Below are 16,077 nucleotides of genomic sequence, written 5' to 3'. Positions count from 1 at the left end.
CGTACTCGCGGATCTGCTGCTTCATTTCCGCGATGTTGTCGATGGTCTTCTGGAAGTCGTCCCACACGGAGACCGTGCAGTTCACGGCGGTGACGCCGCCCTTGCGCATGTCTTCGAACACCGAGCGTTCGAATTTCGAAATGTTCAGACCATCGATGATGATGCTCGAATCGTGAAGAGTACTCATTGCCTAAATCCGTTCAGGTTTGCAGGTCAGCGTCAGAAGCAGGTCAGAAGCAGGTCAAAAGCAGGTCAAAAGCGGGTCGGAAGCGCACCGAACGCGCTCAGACGGGCCGTTTGACGGCGTGCTTCACGGACGCCGCGTCGTTGTCGTGCGTCGTGCCGGCTTCCTCGAGTGCGGTGGTGGAAGTCTCTCGCAGCGAGAGGCCGCCGAGCATGGCGAAAATGGATACGGCGATCAGGTAATAGGCCGGCGAGAGGTTCGTTCCCGTCACGGAGATGAGCCAGGTCGCGACGAGCGGCGCGGTGCCGCCGAAAATCGTGTACGCGAGGTTATAAGTAATGGCCGATGCCGTATAGCGTGTTTGCGTGGGGAACACTTCCGACAGAAGCGGCGCAGTGACCACGCCCGAGAGAACGGCACCCACGGCAAGCAGCGCGACGCCGAGCAGCGACGGGGACAAGCTGCCGGAGCCGCCTAGCGTGAAGGCGGGATAAACCGACACGATGATGAACACGCAGGTGCTGGCAATCGTCGCGCGCCGGCCGACCCGATCGGAGAAGAGCCCGGCGAGCGGGCACAATGCCGCGGCGAAGAACAGCGCAAGAACGGTCACGAGGAGAGAGCTTCCGCGAGACAGATGCCCGGCGACCTGGAGATACGTGGCGAAATAGGTTGTGAACGTATAGAAGGAGAGCGCCGTCACCGAGATGAACGCGCCGAGCTTCAGTATGTTTCCGGACTGCGAACGCAGGGTTTCCACCAAGGGGGCGTGTGCGACTTTCTTCTTGCCTTCGAGTGCCTTGAAAGCCGGCGTCTCATGCAGATTCATGCGCAGATACACGCCGATAAGACCGACCGGCGCCGCGACCAGAAACGGAATGCGCCAGCCCCAGTCGACCATCGTCGCGGACGACAGCGAGGATTCGAGCACGTAAGTCACCACGGCCGCGCACGCGAACGAAGAAAAGGTCGAGACCGGCACGAAGCTGCCGAAGAAGGCACGCCGGCGGCGGGGCGCATGCTCCATCACATACGCGCACGCTCCCGCGTATTCGCCACCAGCGGAAAACCCCTGTACGCAGCGAATGATCGTGAGCAGCAGCGGCGCCCAGTAGCCGATGCGGGCATAAGTCGGGAGCAGGCCGATCAGCGTCGTGGCACCGGCCATCATCAGGATGGTGAGGGCGAGCGTTCGCTTGCGGCCGAACCGGTCGCCGATGACCCCGAAAAACAGGCCGCCGAGCGGACGCAGCGCGAAGGCGACCGCAAAGACCGCAAATGTCTTGAGAAGCCCGACCGTGGGATCGCTGCCGGGAAAGAATTCGCGAGTGAGGATGGTCGCGAGGAATCCGTACGCGGCGAAATCGAACCACTCGACGAAATTGCCTATTGAAGCCGCCGCGATGACGCGTCTGAGCGTCCTGGTATCGACCTCTTGGGTTGCTTGATTCGACATCGTTTCCTATCCCTCTCAATGGCCGGTTTCGGACCGGGTTGAAAGCAGGGTAGGTGCACAAATTACCTAGGTCTACAGGTATCGGTTACCTAGGTAATCGATACCTTGAGCAGACGTTACCGTGTCGGACAGAACCCTTATTCGGCGCTCTTGCGTTCAGCCTGTTCATGTATCGCCGCAATCAGCGCCAGCAGTTGCTCTGCGGCAAATGGCTTGGGCAGCGAGGCGCAGTCGAAGCCGAGTTCTTCGGGAGCGGGGGCTTCCTGGCCGGACGCAAAAACTATTCTGATGTCCGCATGCTGCCCGAGCGCAGCGCGGGCGAGTTCAATGCCGGACATGCCGGGAAGCATGATGTCGGTGAGAAGCACGTCCGCTTTTCGCGTCGCCAATAGCCGCATTGCCGCTTCGGCGTCGGCGGCCTGTTGCACGTCATAGCCCATGCCGGCCAGCAACTCGCTGACGGCTTCGCGAGAAGCGTCGTCGTCGTCCACGATGAGAATGGAGAAGCTGGCTGGCGCAAGCGTCACGTTTGACGGCGTTTGTCCCGCAGGGGGCGCCGTTGCCGCGAAGGCGTTCGGGGCAGGGGACGGACCCAGCAGACGGCGGATCTTCGAGGCAAGCTGTTCCCGGCTGTAGGGCTTGCTCAGCAGATGCACGCCCGGGTCGAGCCGGCCGCCATGCACGATGGCATTCTGCGTATATCCCGAAGTGAAAAGGATCTTCATGTTCGGTAGAAACTGGGCCGCGAGCTTGACGAGTTCGGTACTGCGCATCGTGCCGGGCATCACCACGTCCGTAAACATCAGGTCGACATGGATGCCGCTTTCCACGATCACCAGCGCGCTTTGCGCATCGTCTGCTTTCAGTACCGTATAGCCCAGTTGCCTGAGCGTTTCCACGACCGTTGCCTGCACGCGCCTGTCGTCCTCGACGACGAGAATGGTTTCCGAGCCTCCGGCGAGAACGATCGGGTGTACGGGTTCGCGCTCGGCGGCCTTATCCATCGAACGGGGCAGATAGATCTTCACGGTGGTCCCGTGTCCGGGCTCGCTGTAAATCCGGATATGGCCGCCGCTCTGCTTGACGAAGCCATACGCCATGCTTAAGCCCAGCCCCGTGCCTTTCCCTTCGCGCTTGGTCGTAAAGAACGGCTCGAAGGCGCGTTCCACGACATCGGGGGGCATGCCCGTTCCGGTGTCGGTAATGGCGAGCAGGACGTATTGTCCTTCGCGAACGTCCGCGGCAAGGGCGCTATAGTGGTCGTCGAGCATGGCGTTCGACAGTTCGAGCGTCAGCTTGCCGCCTTCCGGCATCGCATCCCGGGCGTTGATGGCAAGATTCAGCACCACGTTCTCGAGATGGTTCGGGTCGACCAGCGTATTCCACAGGCCGCCGGCAATGACCGTTTCCACGTTGATCAGTTCGCCTAATGCTCGCCTGAGCAGATCGTCCATGCCGCGCAGCATGGCGGCGAGGTTGACGGCGATCGGCTGCAACGCCTGGCGGCGCCCGAAGGCAAGCAACTGCGATGCGAGCTTTGCCCCGTGTTCGACCGCCTCGATCGCCTTGCCGAGCCGCTCCCGTGTCCACCCGTCGCGGCCGTGCCGGCCTTCGAGCAGTTCCAGGTTGCCGCGCAGCACCTGCAGGACGTTGTTGAAATCGTGCGCGACCCCGCCGGTCAGCTTGCCGAGCGCTTCCATCTTCTGTGACTGAAGCAGCGCAGCGCGGGCTTTTTCAAGTTCTTCGTGAGCACTCTTGCGCTCCGTCACGTCGCGGGTCACCTTGGCGAAGCCGATCAGCTTGCCGTCCTCATCGCGGATCGCGTCGATCACGACATTGGCCCAGAACCGGCTGCCGTCCTTCCTGACGCGCCATCCTTCGGTTTCGAAGCGCCCCTCGTCGGCGGCTATGGTCAGGCCGCGCTGAGGCAGTTCGCGCGCGATATCTTCAGCCGTATAGAAGCGCCTGAAATGCGTGCCGACAACTTCGCTCGCCTCATAGCCCTTGATGCGCGCGGCCCCGAGGTTCCAGTTTGTCACGAGGCCTTCGGGAGACAGCATGAAGATCGCGTAATCGGTTACGCCCTGCACCAGCAGCCTGAACCGCCGCTCGTTGTCCAGTACCGCTTCGCAGGCGAGGCGTTTTTCCGTGGTGTCCTGTACGATCTCGCCGAAACCGATGGATGTACCGTCCGCGGCATCGAGCGCCACGATGACCACCGTGGCCCAGAACCGTGTGCCGTCCTTGCGCACGCGCCAGCCTTCCGTTTCATATTGACCCTGTTCCCGCGCCGCTTGCAGGGCCGCTTGCGGGATGCCGTCGAGCCGGTCGTCCTGCGTATAAAACAGGGAAAAGTGCTGGCCGATGATCTCCTCGCAATCGTATCCCGCGATGCGCCTCGCGCCGGGGTTCCAACTGGCAACGTCGCCCTGTTCGGTGAGCCTGAAGATTGCGTACCCCGACACGCGCGCAATCAGGGCGCGTGGCCATACGGAATCGGTATCGTGGTTCGGGTTGCCGTCCATCGGATCACTCGTTCGATTCACGGTACGACATGCGAAAGAGGCGAGGCGCTCACGACCGCTACCTGGAATGCGCGGGAGGCACCTGGTGCAACATGGCGCTCTCCACCTCGCCGTGCAAGTGACCTTGCGCCCACTCGAAACCGGCGCGCGTGACGATGTCCAGATCCATCTCGTCTTCCACGCCTTCGATGACGACGGTACGGGCCAATCCGGTCATGCGGTGAAGCCGTTCGAAGCCGTGGGACGTGTCTTTTGCATCCGTCAGGAACGAGGTATCCAGTTTGATGATGTCCGGCGTGCCGATGTCGATGGCGTTTTGCGTGCCATAGCGCGAACCGAAATCGTCGATCGCCACTTTGCAGCCGAGCCGGTTCAGGCAACGCGAGAACTCTTGCGCCTCGGCGGGCTTGAGCGGCGCGGTTTCGGTTATTTCGAGGACCAGCCGCCGGGCGATGTCCGGCCGACGCTTCAACCGGTCGATGATGGCGGTCCACCAGTGGGAGAGCGCGGCGCTGGCGGCGGAAATGTTGCAGCCGAGCATCAGCGTGTCATCGGCGGCCAATCGGTCGATCACCGACGACACGACGATCTGGTCGAATTCGTTCATGAGCAGTGCCCGCTCGATACTGGGGATGAAGCTGGACGGCATCATCGCGCAATGGGACTCCGGCAGAATCACTCGCGCGAGGCATTCGTCGTATAACGAACGGTCCTGCTCGCCGACGTTGAAAATCGGCTGCAGGGAAAGTGCCAGATGCCCGTGCGCCATGGCATTCAGGACCTCGGTGGCGTGTGCGAGATGCATGCGCCCTTCCGAAGCCGGAATTCTCACGACCTTCGTATGAGGTCTGCCGTCGGGACGCTCGACGGTAACGTCCAGCGCGGCAAGCGGGAGCAGGCCATGAGCAGAGGCAATATGCCTGAGCAGCATCTCGATGCAGGCATGGGTTCTCGACAGGCTCATGCTCGCCTTCAGCATCCCGGTGACGCGAATGCATCCGGCGTCCACCCGGCAGATCGTTGCCTGGTCGTCGACGATACCTCTGATACGCTCGAAAAATTCTATATCCATTGCGCGGGAAATCATTTTCTGATATCGCCGCTCGATTTCCTTGAGGTTCGTTATCCTTATGACCATATCCAGCCGCCCGTCATGGTAGTGGCAGGCCGATGGCGTACTCGAAGCGGGTTGGATCATGAATCGCCTACGGTTAGCATGCCTGAATGACTTTTTTAATGCCGCTTCGGTTTGCGCGGCTACGTGTTACCTGGGTCGATGCTGGATCTTGCTGGCCGGGTCTCCGGCCAATCAGGTAACCCCTCGTTACGCGACGTCATCGATGCTGGTATTTTTTTCAAATACTGGGCTTGTCGCGGCGCCCATTGCCGAACCTCATGCGATGCCCTCATTTTTCACGGACATCGTTCGTGTTTCACGGAATAAAAAGCGCGCGGGTGAGGTCAATCCGCGCAAAAGCACCCGGTGCGAGGGACACCGGATACGGTTAAATCGTCCTGGCAATATCGACAAACTATTTTCGATGCTCGTTTATCTGCAACCTATTCGTTTGCTCAACGTCGCGGCCGACGCTCTTCGTCCTCGCCGAAGTAAAAATGACTCAACTGCGGTTCAGCCGCTTCGTTGTATGGCCTTTAATAACCAAGGCGAACGGGATCGACAAATGGACCACCGGTTTCTCGAAAAAAATTGCTATCGACGGCGTTGCCTTGATTTTTGCGATCTATTGTCGCGATCGGTTCAGGGTTAACCACAGTCTTTCTGGGAAATTCCATGCGTTTTGTCGGATTTTTAGCCCCGCTTCCCGCCATTTGTCATTTCTTAACAGTCGAAAGCCCCATATTTGCCAAAATATTTTTGTTGGTTTAATGATTGGGAACGATAATGTCATCCAGAACATAGGACTTGTCTTATTCTTGAAATATCCAGGTGGGCGCGATGGCGTGCCTTCATGGCGGTTGATCGAAACACGGGGCGAAGAAGATGGCTGGCGTACTGGACGATCTTTTACGGGGCTACGGCGATCTTCGGCGCTATCTCTCCAAACGGTTGAGCAGCGAAGACGCCGCCGATATTGCACAGGCATCGTTCGAGGTGGCGTTGCGCTATGTCGGGCAGAACGAGGTGCAGTCGCCCGCGGCGTTGATCTTTCACGTTTCGCGCAATTTGCAGATCGATGCGGCGCGCCGGAGAAAATTCTTGCCCCAGCAATTGTGCGAAGACGAGACCGGGGACGATGCGCTCGACCGACTCGGACGCACCGATGTGACTCCCGAGCGGGAATGCATCGGCCGGCAGACGCTGGATCAGGTTGTTCAGGCGCTGGATGGGCTTCCGCCGCGCTGTCGCGAAGCGTTTATTCTGTGTAAACTGAATGGTCTCTCATACGAAGAAGCCGCTCACGAAATGGAAATCAGCCCGACGGTCATCAAGAAGTATCTGGTTCAGGCAATGAAGGCATGCCGTGAGGCCGCGCTATAAATACTAGATGACTGCGGGTTGCAAACCTTTGTGGTCGGCAGCATGACATGCCGCTAACCCAGGCCGAGATCGATGTAGCCGATGATCTCCTCGTTTCACTGGCATTTGGCAGTGACGAGGAGAAGTCGCGTGCTCGAACCGAACTCGACGAGTGGGCAAGCAGCGCGCCCGCGCGGCTTCAGTACGTTGCCGATCACCATGCGGCGGAACGCACCATCGACGCGCTGGCCGACGATCTGGGCCGGCTGTACCGCCGGCATGTCGACGTACCCGCTCGCGCTCGCTTGACCCCAGCCGCCCCAACCATCCCAACCGCCCCGACTCTTTCCCCGCCACGCGGGAAGGTCGCTCCGCGAGCGCCGAGGCAAAACTGGTATCGGGGCGCGGCGGCCTATGGCGCCGGTTTGCTCTTCTGTTCGGTATCCGCGCTGTGGATCGTCAATCCGGTTTTGTCGTCCGAGCATCTGCAATCGGCGATCGGAGAACATCTCGATGCCACGCTCGCGGACGGCAGCCAGGTCGTGCTCAATACCGACACGGAGTTGACCTTCGTTAACCGGCTGCGCTCCCGCGACGTGACGATGCAGCGCGGCGAGGCCTTGTTCTCGGTCGTCCACAATGCAGTGAGGCCCTTCGAGGTCGCGGCGGGCACCGCCAGCGTGCGCGATATCGGCACCCGCTTCTCGGTGCGGAAAATGTCCGACGGCGTGGATGTTGCCGTGCTCGAAGGCAACGTCGAACTGTCCGCGGCGAGCGGGATCGCGCCGGTCGCGTTGAGCGCCGGACAGGCGGCCCGCGCGGATCGCCTGGGCAGTGTCGAGATTCAGGACCAGCAGCAGTTCGAGGCGATGACAAGCTGGAAAGACAATCGCCTGCAATTCAACGGCACGCCGTTGCGGGACGTCGTCGAAGAGGTGCAGCGCTACCGGAAAACGCCGGTCGTGCTTGCGGATAGCCGGATTGGCGATTATCGCGTGACGGGGGGATTTTCCAGTACCGATCCCGACCTTCTGTTGAAAACCTTATCGCAGGTCGTCCCCGTGACTGTCGAATTTCAGAAAAACGGCACGGCGGTGATTGCATCTCGTCGCTGAATGCCGCCTCGTCGGTTATGCGGCTCGTGGGAGCAGTCGTTGCAATTCATTCAAAACGCTCAATAAAAATATGAGCGGCCGACTGACTGGCTTATTCACCCATGTCGTTTGTCTTTATTCAAGGCAGATAGGGCGCGACGCAGCGTGAATATCGTGCGGGTCAAGCGCGACGCAATGGCGTGGGGAGGATGGGGAAGGGGAAATCCGCCGATACGGAGTTCGTGTTCTACAGGCTCGCCGGCGAGAATCGGGTGTCCAACTGGGTAACCGACAGCCATCTGAAAGCGGCATTCTCCATGGGACCGCTCAAGCAGACCATGCTGGCCGGCTTCCAGTACCCGGTCAATTGGAACAGCCCGAAGTCGGCCGTGGATAGCGGCGATTACATTGGTGCGCCGTTTCCAGGTCGCCCTATGGCGGAGCGTTCATCTATTTCCCGGCTGGGAAAAATGACTTCTATAACGTCTATCTGCAGGATCGACTGCAATAGATTTCTTGGATCAAATGACGATTCGGATAAGATAATTTTCAAACGGATGACTGGTCCGTTTAGCCGCGTCGTTCGCCCTTACACGCAGGCGATGTAAAACGAAGCCGCGGACGGCGTGAGCGCCGTCTAACGAAGACTCGTGTGAAAAATCACGACCAGGCTGCGTGAGTGAGCTTCATCGATCCGGGGAGAATGTTCTCGCCGCCGAGGGCGATCCAGACCGTGGCGCCGGCGGCTTTCCCATATGATCAGGATGCCATATCGATAAATTTCGACTTGTTTGTAGTGGAATGCAGCGTCGGGCAACACGAATTTCAAGCAATAGTCGCCGTTGAAAACGGAAATGAGCCGCCGGGTGTGTGATGAATAAATTTACCAGTTACATGCAGAGGAAGACGGATCTGGAGTCCCAGATCGCGAGGGATCGCGCGCTTGTTCGAGACGAGATACTGCTTGAAATCATGAGCGCGATCGAGGAATTCAACTTCGATCGGGAGGAGCTGTTTCCAAACGGCAAGCGACGAAAAATCAAACCGCGCTATTTCGACCCTCAAAGCGGCGCGGTATGGAGTGGTCGAGGACGCGAGCCGCTCTGGCTGAAAGGCAAGGACCGGCGCGACTTCGAAGTGGAAACGGCGGGAGTGGACGATGCGCGGGAACACGACCAGCATTGAAGTGCCGTCGGCGGGTTCGGCTCGGACACCTGTGACGGTGCGTAAGAGCAGGCGCCCGTAGTCGGGTCCAGAGTGGGTGGACTCTCTGGCCACGATCGATTTCATGCGACGACTCTCTATTGGCGCGTGCCGGATCGCATCGATTGCACTGCTGCAATTCGCGGCAGTGGCGAGCGCATCGGCGTTTCCGTCCGCGGCTTCCGCGCCGGACGTGAGCGCCGTCGATGCCGCGCCCGTCCCGGCCATTTCGCTGAGCGACGCGGTTGTGCAACTCGAGCAGATGCAGGTCGAGCAGGACCGCATCAAGCAGCAGACTTCGACCGTCACCAGCGGCAAGGCACTCGACGCACTCGACGACGCCACTCAGCAACTGAGTACCGATGTCGGCAAGCTGCAAAGCGAACTCGTTCCGCAGCGCGCGCGGCTCCAGGCACAACTCGACGTGCTCGGGCCGCCGCCTGCCGCTGGCGCCGCGCCCGAAACCCCGGCCGTCGCGCAGCAGCGCGAAATCCTGAATGCGCGCAAAACACGGATCGACGCGGCGCTGAAGCAGGCCGCCGATCAGAAAACCAACCTCGCGAATCTGTCCGATCAGTTCGCGAAGCTGCATCGCAGCCTGCTTAAAAACGAACTCGTGTTCCGCTCGGGCAGCATCTTCGGCGCGCGGTTCTGGTTGCCGCTGTTTCGGCTTCCGCCGGAGGACGAGCGCAGGCTCGGTGCATTCGGCGCCGAACTGCGCGCGATGCTGCAGTCGTCCTGGGTGCCCGGACAACGCACGATCACCGTATTGCTGTTGATCGCCGCGTTCGCGATCTGGCTCGGCGGCCGCCGGCTCGTCGAGCATGCGCTCGCCTGGCTTTGCCTGAACCGCTTGCCGGCCACGCGTTTGCGCCGTAGTGCGCTGGCGTTGTCGACGGCCATTTCCACGCTATTGGCAACGGCGTTCGCCGTGCAGGTTCTTTATCTCGCGCTGGCGCGCCACAGCGAACTCACGCCGGCGATGGCCGATCTATGGGACCAGTTCGGCAAGCTGGCCGTGACCTGCGCGCTGATCGCCGGGCTCGGCCGCGCGCTGCTATGCACGAACCGCCCGAGCTGGCGGCTGCCGGCGCTTGCCGATCCGGTCGCCCTCGCGATGAAGCCGTTCGTGGGCGTGCTGGCCGCGCTGCTGCTGCTGTCGGGCGCGCTCGAATCGGTCAACCGGATCGCCGACACGAGCCTGTCGGTCACGCTGTTCGGCCGCGGCATCGTATCGCTCGTCGTCGCGCTGACGGTCGGCACGTCGCTGCTGCGCTCGAACCGCGTGCGCAGCGCGCTCGCGGCTGCTGGCGAGTCGCCCGAGCGACGCTCGACGCTCGCCGGGCTGATCCACGCCGGCGTGACGCTGGCGACCGCCGCGGCGCTGATCGCGCTGGCCGTGGGCTATATCACGGTCGCTCGCTTCATCACTTACGAACTCGTGTGGTTCGAGATCGTGCTGTGCAGCGTCTACGTGCTCACGCAACTGACGCGCGACGCAAGCCAAAGCCTGTTCTCCGCGAGCCTGCCGACGGGCCGGCAGATCCGGCATCTGTTCGCGCTCGACGACCGGCATCTTGCTCAGGCGCATACCGTGGTGTCGGGTCTCGGCACGAGCCTGCTGACGGTGGTCGCGGCCATCGCGCTGCTGATGGGCGGCTTCGGCACGACGCCGGGCGATCTGCTCGGCAGCGTGCTTGCGATGATCGGTGGCCAGAAGCTGCAAAGCCTGAACATCATGCCCGAGCGCATCATGAATGCCGCGATCGGGTTCGCGATCGGCTTCTACCTGCTGCGCTCGGTACGCCGCTGGCTCGACGACGAGTTCATGCCCGCGCTCGGCATGGACACGGGGATGCGCCTGTCGCTGATTACGCTATTCACCAATGTCGGCTACGTGCTGCTCGTGTTGATGATGCTCGGGCTGCTCGGCGTCAGATGGAGCAACCTGGCATGGATCGTCAGCGCGCTGTCGGTCGGTATCGGTTTCGGCCTGCAGGAGATCGTGAAGAATTTCATCTCGGGGCTGATCCTGCTGACCGAGCGGCCGGTGAAGGTTGGCGACATGATCAGCATTGCGGGCGTCGAAGGCGATATCCGCCGCATCAACGTGCGCGCGACCGAGATCCAGCTCGGCGATCGTTCGACGGTGATCGTGCCGAACTCGCAGCTGATCTCGCAGAACCTGCGCAACGTGACGATGGGCAACAGCACGCAAGGCGTCGCGACGCTCGTGCTGACGTTTCCGCTGAATACCGATCCCGAGCAGGTGCGCGACCTGTTGCTCGATGCCTATCGCGAGCACCCGGAGATTCTGGAGAAGCCCGCGCCGTCCGTCACGTTCAGTCAGCTCATGCCGGACGGAATCACGCTGAGCGTGACGGGCTACGTATCGAGCCCGCGAATCGCGGGTTCGACGAAGAGCGATTTACTCTTCGGCATCCTCAAGCAGTTGCGAGCGGCGGGCGTCATGCTGTCAAGCCCGCATAGACTCGTCGTGCAGAACATGCCACCAGGAGAGCCCTATTGAACACGTTGCGAATAGAGAGTCAATCATGACGATGCCCGCGCTTGACCAGGCCGATCCGCTCGACGATTTCGAGCATCGGGATATTCTGCTGCTCGACAACACACATCGCGTCTATGTGATGGGAAGCGGTCCCGCCGTTGTTCTGATGGCTGAAATTCCGGGAATCAATCCTTATGTCACGCGCTTTGCGCGTTGGGTTCGGGATGCGGGTTTCACGGTCTATATGCCGCATATCTACGGCAGGGACGGCGCGGTATTCCGCAAATCGAACGTGATGCTGACGATGTTCTACAACAGTTGCATCAGCCGCCAATTCCGCGCCTTCCAGTCCAATGCGAGTTCACCGGCCACGCAGTGGTTGCGGGCGTTGGCGGCATTGGCGCACAAGGAGTGCGGCGGGACGGGCGTCGGTGCAATCGGCATGTGCCTGACCGGCAATTTCGCACTGACGATGATGCTCGAACCGTCTGTGATCGCACCGGTGTTGTCTCAACCCGCGCTGCCGCTGAATAACCCCGCGGGCATGCATATCGCGCCGGGCGAACTGGCGGCGATCAAGGCGCGCATGGAGGCTGAAGATCTGACGGTGCTGGCCTACCGCTTCGATGGCGACAAACTTTGCACGGCGGCGCGTTTTGCCGCTTATCAGGAGGCGCTTGGCGATCGCTTCATCGGTCGCGTGCTGCCTGATAGCGCGGCGAATCCCGATAGCCCGATGAAGAATCCACACAGTGTCGTCACGACGCATCTGATAGACGAGGCGGGCCAGCCCACGGTTCGGGCGCGCGATGAAATCCTGGCGTTCTTCCGGAGGCGGTTGATCGGGTGAGTCTTGCGGCAAGCGCGGGTTGCTCGGCCATTTGTCCTGTACGACTCCTGACTGAATTTCACTATTCACGCGCAACGGCGACCGCGTTCGACCTACCGGCCGTGGCAATAGGCGATCGAAATCGTAATAAGTTTTTCGATAGCAATATTTTTAGCCGATCGGATGGTCCGTTCTTTTTTCTCGTTCGCCTTTACTACTAAAGGACACGTTCAGTCATGAGCGCGTTCCTGATAAACCTCGTTGGCGAGTAAAAGAACGTATTCACTGGATTCGGGTGTGGGGGCGGTAATTGAAATTCTTCGGCTTCAGATCATTGGTGAAAAATATCCATCAGAAATAAAAGCGGATTCGGGATGGGGAAATCAGGATCGGTCGCTCATGCTATGGCTCATTGACACGGGTTGCTGGCAGGACTTGTTGCGTGCGTAGTCGAGGCACCGCGAGTTCCTAAGCCGACGTGAGTAATGCGGTATAGGGATTTTCACGAAAAAAATTAATTAGCATTTTTTGCCATGGGGAATGTATCTGCCCCAGGGAGGTGTGCGCCTTTTGAATTGAACCGGGAGTCAATGCAATTGAGTGAATAAAACGAACGTATAAATCAGTTGATTTAATTCAGGGCATATAAGTCCGTTCGCTTGAACGAATTGACAAAACCATCGTTGGGTTTGCGTGGAAGTATCGAAAAATTAATGGCGGGGTGACCTGTGAACAAGAACTATCGCAGCATATGGAATGAAGCATTGGCCTCCTGGGTCGCAGTTCCTGAAACAGCTTTGGCGAAGGGGAAGGGGGGAAGCAGCCATGTGACCGGACTCGAGCCGATTGCGCTCACTCGCCCGGATGACGAGGCAAATCAGGGCTTGCGCGTGTCGAAGCGCGCCATCGCTCTCGCGGTGCTGGCTGCCATCCTGATGCCGTCGGCAGCCTTCGCGCAATATACGGGGGGCTCGGGTGGAACCGGCACGATAGCCGATGACGTGGTCATTGGCCCCAACTCGTCCTCGGCTTCAGTGAACGGTGTTTATATCCAGATGGCCAACCGTACCGGTCCGGGGGTTTTGAACTATGCGGTAAGCAACGCCGACCTCATCTCCCAGCAGGTAGCGGCGACCATTCTTGGTGCGGGTAACGTTATCCAGGCCCTTGGTGCTACCGCTTCCGGTGGCGTTTTAATCGGCAATGGAAATCTTGCCACGGGGGCCATATCGGCTCCATCGTTTCTCATCGGTTACGGAAACATGTCGACAGGCGGGGGCTTTGCCGCAGGCACGGGCAATCTCCTCGCCGGCAGCGGCACGACCGCGATCGGTATAGCCAACACGGCCTCGGGCAATACGGCCATTGCACTGGGACGTCAGTCGACTGCCTCGGGCAATTTCTCTATTAGCCAGGGGAACGTGACTTCCGCGACGGCGGCCAACACCATTGCGATGGGCAATTCCGCTCAAGCGACGGCCCAGGGGGCCATCGCCCTCGGGGGCGGCACAACGCCGGGTACAGGCAACTTCGATGCAACCGGACCGAAAGCCACCGGGCAAAATTCGGTGGCGATCGGCACGAGTTCTCTGGCAGCGGCCGCGGGCGACAGCGCGCTGGGCTACAACGCCACGGCGAGCGGGGGCGGGTCGGTTGCGATGGGCCAGGCGGCGATTGCGAATGGCGCTGCCACTGTGGCGGTCGGCGAAAACGCCCAGGCCACGGGGACCAGCAGCGTGGCCGTCGGCCAGGGCGCGGGCATGGGCGGAGCCGCGGCGAATTCGGGCAATACGGCGGTTGGGGTCTTCTCCGGCCAGAACGTGACGGGCACGATCAATTCGGCGTACGGCTTCAATGCCGGCAATGCCGTTTTCGGCGCGAACAATACCGCCATGGGAGCGGGGGCGGGAGACACGGTCGGCAGTTCGGGCACGACCGCCAGCTACAACACGGCGGTGGGCACGGCCGCGGGCAACAACGTCAGCAGCAATCACAACGTGGCGATCGGCGACAGCAGCGGCTCGAACGTGTCGGGGGGCGACAACAACTTCGCGGGCGGCAGCACGTCGGGTACCAACGTGACGGGCGCGAACAACATCGGATTGGGCTTCCAGTCCGGCCAGAACGTGACAGGCAGCAACAACATCGCGATGGGCCGCCGGGCGGGCAACGGCATCACGGCGAGCAATACGATTTCGCTGGGCAACCAGGCGCTGGCGGGTGCGAACAATGCGCTGGCGTTCGGACAGGGGGCGACGGCGAGCGGTACTTCGTCGATCAGCGTGGGCACGGGCAACGTGGTGACGGGCAACAACTCGGGTGCGTTCGGCGATCCGAGCGTGGTCAGCGGTTCGGGGTCCTATTCGGTCGGCAACAACAACACGGTATCGGGCAACAACGCGTTCGTGATGGGCAGCAACATCAACGACGCGGTGGACAATTCCGTGGTGCTAGGCGCGAATTCGACGGTCGGGACGGCGAATACGGCGTACTACAACCCGGGTACGGGCACGCTGTCGGGCACGGCAAGCGGCGTGGTGAGCATGGGCGCGGCGGGCGCGGAGCGCGAGATCACCAATGTGGCGCCGGGCAGTAATGCGACCGATGCGGTGAACGTGAGCCAGTTGCAGTCGCTGGCGGGTGTGGTGACGAATACGGTCAGTGCTATCTCGTCGCTGTCGACGGGGTTGAGCACGACGAATAGCAATGTGGCTTCGTTGTCGACGTCGTCTTCGACAGTGGAAAGCTCATTGTCCACGGGTCTGTCAACGACGAACAGCAACGTCGCCTCGTTGTCCACGTCGTCCTCGACAGTGGAAAGCTCGCTGTCGACTGGCCTGAGCACGACCAACAGCAACGTTGCCTCGCTGTCGACGTCGTCGTCGACGGTGCAAAGCTCACTCTCGACTGGCCTAAGCACGACCAACAGCAATGTGGCGTCGTTGTCGACGTCGTCCTCAACAGTGGCAAGCTCCCTGTCGACTGGCCTGAGCACGACGAACAGCAACGTGGCCTCGCTGTCGACATCGGCTTCGACGGTAGAAAGCTCGCTGTCCACAGGTCTGTCGACGACGAACAGCAACGTGGCTTCGTTGTCGACGTCGGCTTCGACGGTGGAAAGCTCGCTGTCGACGGGTCTGAGCACGACGAACAGCAATGTGGCCTCGCTGTCGACGTCGTCCTCGACAGTGGAAAGTTCGTTGTCGACTGGTCTGAGCACAACGAACAGCAATGTGGCTTCGCTGTCGACGTCGGCTTCGACAGTGGAAAGCTCGCTGTCGACTGGCCTGAGCACGACGAACAGCAATGTGGCTTCGCTGTCGACGTCGGCTTCGACAGTGGAAAGCTCGCTGTCGACTGGCCTGAGCACGACGAACAGCAATGTGGCTTCGCTGTCGACGTCGGCTTCGACAGTGGAAAGCTCGCTGTCGACTGGCCTGAGCACGACGAACAGCAATGTGGCTTCGCTGTCGACGTCGGCTTCGACAGTGGAAAGCTCGCTGTCGACTGGCCTGAGCACGACGAACAGCAATGTGGCTTCGCTGTCGACGTCGGCTTCGACAGTGGAAAGCTCGCTGTCGACTGGCCTGAGCACGACGAACAGCAATGTGGCTTCGCTGTCGACGTCGGCTTCGACAGTGGAAAGCTCGCTGTCGACTGGCCTGAGCACGACGAACAGCAATGTGGCTTCGCTGTCGACGTCGGCTTCGACAGTGGAAAGCTCGCTGTCGACTGGCCTGAGCACGACGAACAGCAATGTGGCTTCGCTGTCGACGTCGGCTTCGACAGTGGAAAGCT

The 16,077-nt window shown here is 60.6% G+C and carries 12 protein-coding genes and 2 pseudogenes; 9 read left to right on the top strand and 5 right to left on the bottom strand.

What is annotated here, in order from left to right; translation table 11 throughout:
- From F3J19_RS32005 to F3J19_RS31990, 4 genes and pseudogenes are all read right to left on the bottom strand, one after another.
- Positions 1-187, bottom strand: a pseudogene (locus F3J19_RS32005) (peptidase M19); the annotation flags it as partial.
- Between the two features lie 97 nt (positions 188-284).
- On the bottom strand, positions 285-1,640 hold the full coding sequence (locus tag F3J19_RS32000; RefSeq protein WP_167050454.1) for an MFS transporter: 1,356 nt from the start codon (positions 1,638-1,640) through the stop codon (positions 285-287).
- Between the two features lie 137 nt (positions 1,641-1,777).
- Positions 1,778-4,165 carry a PAS domain S-box protein gene (locus F3J19_RS31995; RefSeq protein WP_167050452.1) on the bottom strand — a complete coding sequence of 796 codons (2,388 nt, stop codon included), beginning with the start codon at positions 4,163-4,165 and terminating at the stop codon, positions 1,778-1,780.
- A gap of 58 nt (positions 4,166-4,223) precedes the next feature.
- Positions 4,224-5,363, bottom strand: coding sequence for an EAL domain-containing protein (locus F3J19_RS31990; RefSeq protein ID WP_167050451.1), 1,140 nt, complete (start codon positions 5,361-5,363; stop codon positions 4,224-4,226).
- 142 nt (positions 5,364-5,505) lie between these two features.
- On the opposite strand from F3J19_RS31990, the gene F3J19_RS31985 reads away from it, so the two are divergent.
- The 8 genes from F3J19_RS31985 (at position 5,506) to F3J19_RS31950 (ending at position 12,300) form a co-directional block, all read left to right on the top strand.
- Positions 5,506-5,934 (top strand): hypothetical protein, encoded by a 429-nt coding sequence (locus F3J19_RS31985; protein ID WP_167050449.1) that lies wholly within the window; start codon positions 5,506-5,508, stop codon positions 5,932-5,934.
- Between the two features lie 233 nt (positions 5,935-6,167).
- Positions 6,168-6,665 carry an RNA polymerase sigma factor gene (locus F3J19_RS31980; protein WP_167050447.1) on the top strand — a complete coding sequence of 166 codons (498 nt, stop codon included), beginning with the start codon at positions 6,168-6,170 and terminating at the stop codon, positions 6,663-6,665.
- 47 nt (positions 6,666-6,712) lie between these two features.
- Positions 6,713-7,759, top strand: a complete 1,047-nt coding sequence (locus F3J19_RS31975) for a FecR domain-containing protein (protein ID WP_167050445.1) — start codon at positions 6,713-6,715, stop codon at positions 7,757-7,759.
- Between the two features lie 188 nt (positions 7,760-7,947).
- Positions 7,948-8,346, top strand: coding sequence for a hypothetical protein (locus F3J19_RS31970; protein WP_167050443.1), 399 nt, complete (start codon positions 7,948-7,950; stop codon positions 8,344-8,346).
- 71 nt (positions 8,347-8,417) lie between these two features.
- Positions 8,418-8,612 carry a hypothetical protein gene (locus F3J19_RS31965; RefSeq protein WP_167050441.1) on the top strand — a complete coding sequence of 65 codons (195 nt, stop codon included), beginning with the start codon at positions 8,418-8,420 and terminating at the stop codon, positions 8,610-8,612.
- Positions 8,612-8,923: an H-NS histone family protein gene (locus F3J19_RS31960; RefSeq protein WP_167050439.1), complete on the top strand. Its 312-nt coding sequence runs from the start codon at positions 8,612-8,614 to the stop codon at positions 8,921-8,923. Before F3J19_RS31965 ends, F3J19_RS31960 begins: the two co-directional genes overlap by 1 nt.
- A gap of 103 nt (positions 8,924-9,026) precedes the next feature.
- Positions 9,027-11,471, top strand: coding sequence for a DUF3772 domain-containing protein (locus F3J19_RS31955; protein WP_167050437.1), 2,445 nt, complete (start codon positions 9,027-9,029; stop codon positions 11,469-11,471).
- A gap of 25 nt (positions 11,472-11,496) precedes the next feature.
- Entirely contained in the window at positions 11,497-12,300 is an 804-nt protein-coding gene (locus F3J19_RS31950) for a dienelactone hydrolase family protein (RefSeq protein ID WP_167050435.1), read from the top strand.
- An 856-nt stretch (positions 12,301-13,156) separates the two neighbouring features.
- Here the strand turns inward: F3J19_RS31950 and F3J19_RS33040 are convergent.
- Positions 13,157-13,288, bottom strand: a complete 132-nt coding sequence (locus F3J19_RS33040; RefSeq protein WP_275692092.1) for a hypothetical protein — start codon at positions 13,286-13,288, stop codon at positions 13,157-13,159.
- A gap of 253 nt (positions 13,289-13,541) precedes the next feature.
- Between F3J19_RS33040 and F3J19_RS31945 the strand changes: the two are divergent.
- Positions 13,542-16,077, top strand: a pseudogene (locus F3J19_RS31945) (adhesin); the annotation flags it as partial.

The organism is Burkholderia sp. Ax-1724 (assembly GCF_011752995.1).
GTDB lineage: Bacteria > Pseudomonadota > Gammaproteobacteria > Burkholderiales > Burkholderiaceae > Paraburkholderia.
This window is presented reverse-complemented; position numbering and strand designations above follow the sequence as displayed.

Coding starts and splice junctions, on each gene's coding strand:
- F3J19_RS31995 (WP_167050452.1), bottom strand. CDS start 4,165: ATGGACGGCAACCCGAACCACGATACCGATTCCGTATGGCCACGCGCC.
- F3J19_RS31960 (WP_167050439.1), top strand. CDS start 8,612: ATGAATAAATTTACCAGTTACATGCAGAGGAAGACGGATCTGGAGTCC.
- F3J19_RS31970 (WP_167050443.1), top strand. CDS start 7,948: ATGGGGAAGGGGAAATCCGCCGATACGGAGTTCGTGTTCTACAGGCTC.
- F3J19_RS32000 (WP_167050454.1), bottom strand. CDS start 1,640: ATGTCGAATCAAGCAACCCAAGAGGTCGATACCAGGACGCTCAGACGC.
- F3J19_RS31950 (WP_167050435.1), top strand. CDS start 11,497: ATGACGATGCCCGCGCTTGACCAGGCCGATCCGCTCGACGATTTCGAG.
- F3J19_RS31955 (WP_167050437.1), top strand. CDS start 9,027: ATGCGACGACTCTCTATTGGCGCGTGCCGGATCGCATCGATTGCACTG.
- F3J19_RS31980 (WP_167050447.1), top strand. CDS start 6,168: ATGGCTGGCGTACTGGACGATCTTTTACGGGGCTACGGCGATCTTCGG.
- F3J19_RS31990 (WP_167050451.1), bottom strand. CDS start 5,363: ATGATCCAACCCGCTTCGAGTACGCCATCGGCCTGCCACTACCATGAC.
- F3J19_RS33040 (WP_275692092.1), bottom strand. CDS start 13,288: ATGACCACGTCATCGGCTATCGTGCCGGTTCCACCCGAGCCCCCCGTA.
- F3J19_RS31975 (WP_167050445.1), top strand. CDS start 6,713: ATGCCGCTAACCCAGGCCGAGATCGATGTAGCCGATGATCTCCTCGTT.
- F3J19_RS31985 (WP_167050449.1), top strand. CDS start 5,506: ATGCTGGTATTTTTTTCAAATACTGGGCTTGTCGCGGCGCCCATTGCC.